The sequence below is a fragment of the Psychrobacter sp. DAB_AL32B genome (genome assembly GCF_002224105.1).
In the GTDB taxonomy this organism is placed as follows: domain Bacteria; phylum Pseudomonadota; class Gammaproteobacteria; order Pseudomonadales; family Moraxellaceae; genus Psychrobacter.
The window spans coordinates 1-3867 of sequence record NZ_NEXU01000044.1 but is presented as its reverse complement, the minus strand read 5'-3'; the positions used below and the strand labels follow the sequence as shown (position 1 = coordinate 3867).

The window sequence follows — 3867 nt, the reverse complement described above, 5'->3', positions numbered from 1 at the left end:
ATGTTTGTAATGAAAGTTTATGATTTTTTCGATACTATGAGCGCTAAAGTACGCTCTGATATCGCCTCATTGTTTTTGCTTGCTACAGAACCTTTCAGTGATCCTGCACTAAACCCTGATATCCCTGCTGATTGTTTGGACGAACAGCAGCGCTATATTTGGGCAAATAGTAAATTACATACCCGCCTTTCAAATGATGCCACACGAGCTATGCAATCTTTTGAGTTTAATCTTCCGCCCAAAGAATTTATGTTTATCAGTCGAAAATTTATTGGCGCCTATACCTTTTTGACGGTGCTTGATGCGCATACTGACTCTACTACATTAGTAAAGCCTTTCTTGTAATGTAAGAATTTGTCTACTTTTTAGACCGCCCTTTTGTGGCGGTTTTTTTGTTTATTTATTTTTATTGCTTAGGCTATTCTATATTTTCTAGGTACTTATATTGGTTTGCTTCTAACTTTATCTACTTTTTGGTGTTGTTCTTTAATCTTTACTTAGGCTATATTTCTATAGATTTTAGATTATCTATAGTCCAGCTATCAAATCTGGTTTGGTAGTCTTTAGGCTTGCGCATGGTAAGCTGCCAGCAGGTTTCTTGGCGCGCTAAATATTTAACTTCAAAATGGGTACGTTGACTGTCACTTTTGACTTTACGGCGTATGTTCGGTAGACACCAAGCCTCGTGCGCTTGCTGTTCAGCGTTATCCATATATGCTTCTATATTGGTTGCCAGTATGATCTCCCCGCCTACCTGCAAGCGTGAAAGTAAAAATTCAAAAAAAGGCATGTTTAACCATTGCTGATTGGGGTTATGCTGCTCAGGATTGGGATATAGTATAAAAATGCTATCGATACTGTTGGGAGCAATCGCATGTACAATCCATGCAATAGCATCAGCATGAATAGCATCCAAATTGCTTGAGTTCTGCTGCGCCGCCAACTTAGTAAAAGCGTCAAACTTATTACGAGTACGCTCAATAGCAATAAGATGCTTATTAGGATTTTGCTGCACAAAGCTAAGCGCATGCTTGCCCTTCCCTGCACCAATCTCTAATACTAAAGGCACTTCACTTTTATCCAACCTTTCTGGCAGCGTAAAATTGCGTGGCGCTGAGAGTCTTTGTGGTTGAAATGCACGCTTTTGCTGATGTGAAAGCTCGAGATTGTCAGTCATGTACTACCCTTAAAGTATTTGTCATTTGTCATTATTCGACCACATGCTATTATATAGTCAATGCAGCCCAATAGTAATACAAGGACCGTGATTATCCATCGACAAATGGCACTGTAAAGCTGTTCGCTATAGCAATAATTTTAGAATAGACACACAATACTGGCTCTTATTTGTCGCTTATTATAATTATAAATACTTTCTTTTTTGCTAACCTATTTTGATAATACCAAGGATATACTTACTTTTATTATGACTGAACTTACTCCCAGCACCAACACTTCACCCAGAACCTATCCTTGTCCGCGCTGTGGCACTCAGACTGCATGGCAAGACAATAAATATAAGCCTTTTTGTAGTCATCGCTGCAAGCTTATTGATCTAGGCGCTTGGGCAAACGAAGATTATACTTTACCTGCCGAATCTACGCCGTTTTCTGATGAGCTATAACCCCTACCTTTAACCACTTTATTATTTCAAGGATGTTGTACATGTCTGCTACTTACCTGATGCCCACTTATAATCGTCAACCAATCAGCTTTACACGAGGTTCAGGAAGTTGGCTTTATACCAAAGATGATACCCCCTATTTAGATGCACTGACTGGTATCGCGGTATGCGGCTTAGGCCATTGTCATCCACAAGTCACAGATGCTATCCAGCAGCAGGCGGCAACTTTGGTTCATACCAGTAATTTATTTGGTATCGATTGGCAAGAGCGTGCTGGTGAAGCCTTATGTAATGCGGCGCAAATGGACAGTGTGTTTTTTGCTAATAGTGGCGCTGAAGCAAACGAAGCAGCACTAAAATTGGCACGGCTATACGCGCATCAGCAGGGCTTTAAGCGCCCAAAAGTCATAGTCATGGAGCAATCATTCCACGGTCGTACGCTACTGACCTTATCCGCCACAGCCAACCCGAAGGCGCGCGAAGGCTTTTATACCTTAGATGAAGATTTTATTCGTGTTCCTTTTGGTGATATTGCAGCGATTGAACAGGCAGCTCATGACCATGAAGATATTTGCGCTATCTTTGTAGAGCCGATTCAAGGTGAAGGCGGTCTTAATACGGCGGCTAACGGCTTTGCTTACCTTGAGCAGCTACAAGCAATATGCGATACCCATAATTGGTTATTTATGCTGGATGAGGTGCAAACCGGTAATGGACGCACTGGTAAATATTTCGCTTATCAGCATAGTAATGCTCGCCCTGATGTATTGACGACGGCCAAAGGCTTAGGTAATGGTTTCCCAGTAGGTGCTTGCATGGTACGTGGTCGCGCTAACGGCTTGTTCGGTGCTGGTAGTCATGGCTCAACCTATGGTGGCACGCCATTAGCCAGCCGCGTGGTACATAGCGTATATGAAGTATTGGCAAACAGCGATATCATGAACAATGCTGTCAGCGAAGGACAGTTTATCCGCGAGAGTATGGTTGATGCTTTTGGAGAACATGGGGTCAGTAGCCGCGGTGCTGGGATGATGATTGGGATTGTACTACCCAAGGATATGGACTGTAGCAAATTGGTTGATCGTGCCCGTGATGAACAGAAACTCATCATCAACGTCACTGGCGGTCATGTGATTCGTTTGCTACCACCGCTTAATATTAGCCGTGATGAAAGCTCACAAGTGGTCGAACGTCTTGTTAACTTATTAAAACCATCGTTCTAAAATGATATTCAAATAACAGCCGTTAAAATACATACAAGAAAAAATCCTATAGATATATATTATCTATAGGATTTTTTCTTGTTACTAATCAGTCAGCTGCATTAGCGCTTAAATAGATCAAGCTTTAGTTTGCATGAAAGTATTTCTTTAACACCTCTAAGCAGCGAGTGATTTTTGCAGGCTGTTGCTCACGGTTTAAGGTAACAGCATACAGCACAAAGCTTGGCATCTGGTAGCCGGTCAAAACTTCGACCAAATTGCCAGATTCCAGCTCTTTTTTAACATCCATTTCCATCATTCTAAGGATTCCATGACCCTCTTTGGCGATGGTCATTGCCATAAAGACATTATTGGTATGAATACGTGAGTTCATTTTAATACGTGTTTTTTTACCAGTCTCAGTCTGAGTAAGCTCAACATGATTCGCATCTTTCATGATATCAATGCAGATCAGCTGATGGTCTGCTAAATCTTTCGGGGTTTCAATCTTTTTGTGCTGACGTAAATATTGTGGTGAAGCGACCAACATTTGACGCACATCAGATAAGGGATGATTACTCAAAGTTGAGTCGTTGATATTGGGGCTCATACGTACCGCAATATCGATACGCTCATCAATCATATCAATATAATTATTGTCTGCAAAATAAGTGATACTGAGGTCGTCATGCGCTGACATCCAAGTAGATAAAGCTGGCAAAATATGATGTACACCCAGCTCAGGTGTCGTTGCAATACGCAAACTACCTGCCAGCTCATCACGTAGTTGGTTGACTTTGATTCGACCTTGTTCTGCTGCGCTAACGACGTCTTTGGCCGCCTCATAAAAGCTTGCACCCGCTTCTGTTAAGCTTAGCTTACGGGTTGAGCGATGTAATAACACTACACCGAGTTCGTTTTCTAAAGAGCGTATTTGCTGACTGACAGCACTGGTGGTAATACCCAGTTCGCGAGCTGAACCACTAAAAGAGCCGTGTCCGACCACACTGGCAAACACGGCCATACCACGTAAATTATCTA

The 3867-nt window shown here is 42.0% G+C and carries 4 protein-coding genes and 1 pseudogene; 3 read left to right on the top strand and 2 right to left on the bottom strand.

What is annotated here, in order from left to right:
• Nucleotides 1-345: pseudogene (locus tag CAN34_RS04910) on the top strand (AarF/ABC1/UbiB kinase family protein); the annotation flags it as partial.
• 157 nt (nucleotides 346-502) lie between these two features.
• On the opposite strand, the gene CAN34_RS04905 reads toward CAN34_RS04910, so the two are convergent.
• Nucleotides 503-1177 (bottom strand): DUF938 domain-containing protein, encoded by a 675-nt coding sequence (locus CAN34_RS04905; protein WP_089554692.1) that lies wholly within the window; start codon nucleotides 1175-1177, stop codon nucleotides 503-505.
• Nucleotides 1178-1426: 249 nt separating this feature from the next.
• Here CAN34_RS04905 and CAN34_RS04900 point away from each other — a divergent pair, with 249 nt between their 5' ends.
• Both CAN34_RS04900 and CAN34_RS04895 read left to right on the top strand, forming a co-directional pair.
• Nucleotides 1427-1624 carry a DNA gyrase inhibitor YacG gene (locus tag CAN34_RS04900; RefSeq protein WP_079691719.1) on the top strand — a complete coding sequence of 66 codons (198 nt, stop codon included), beginning with the start codon at nucleotides 1427-1429 and terminating at the stop codon, nucleotides 1622-1624.
• A 41-nt stretch (nucleotides 1625-1665) separates the two neighbouring features.
• Nucleotides 1666-2847, top strand: a complete 1182-nt coding sequence (locus CAN34_RS04895; protein WP_089554691.1) for an aspartate aminotransferase family protein — start codon at nucleotides 1666-1668, stop codon at nucleotides 2845-2847.
• 124 nt (nucleotides 2848-2971) lie between these two features.
• On the opposite strand, the gene CAN34_RS04890 is transcribed toward CAN34_RS04895, so the two are convergent.
• Nucleotides 2972-3867: LysR family transcriptional regulator (locus CAN34_RS04890; RefSeq protein ID WP_133063016.1), on the bottom strand; the 896-nt coding region annotated here is incomplete at its 5' end.

Bases quoted from the DNA above. Each gene is read 5' to 3' on its own strand.
- CAN34_RS04905 (WP_089554692.1), bottom strand. From the start codon at position 1,177: ATGACTGACAATCTCGAGCTTTCACATCAGCAAAAGCGTGCATTTCAA.
- CAN34_RS04900 (WP_079691719.1), top strand. From the start codon at position 1,427: ATGACTGAACTTACTCCCAGCACCAACACTTCACCCAGAACCTATCCT.
- CAN34_RS04895 (WP_089554691.1), top strand. From the start codon at position 1,666: ATGTCTGCTACTTACCTGATGCCCACTTATAATCGTCAACCAATCAGC.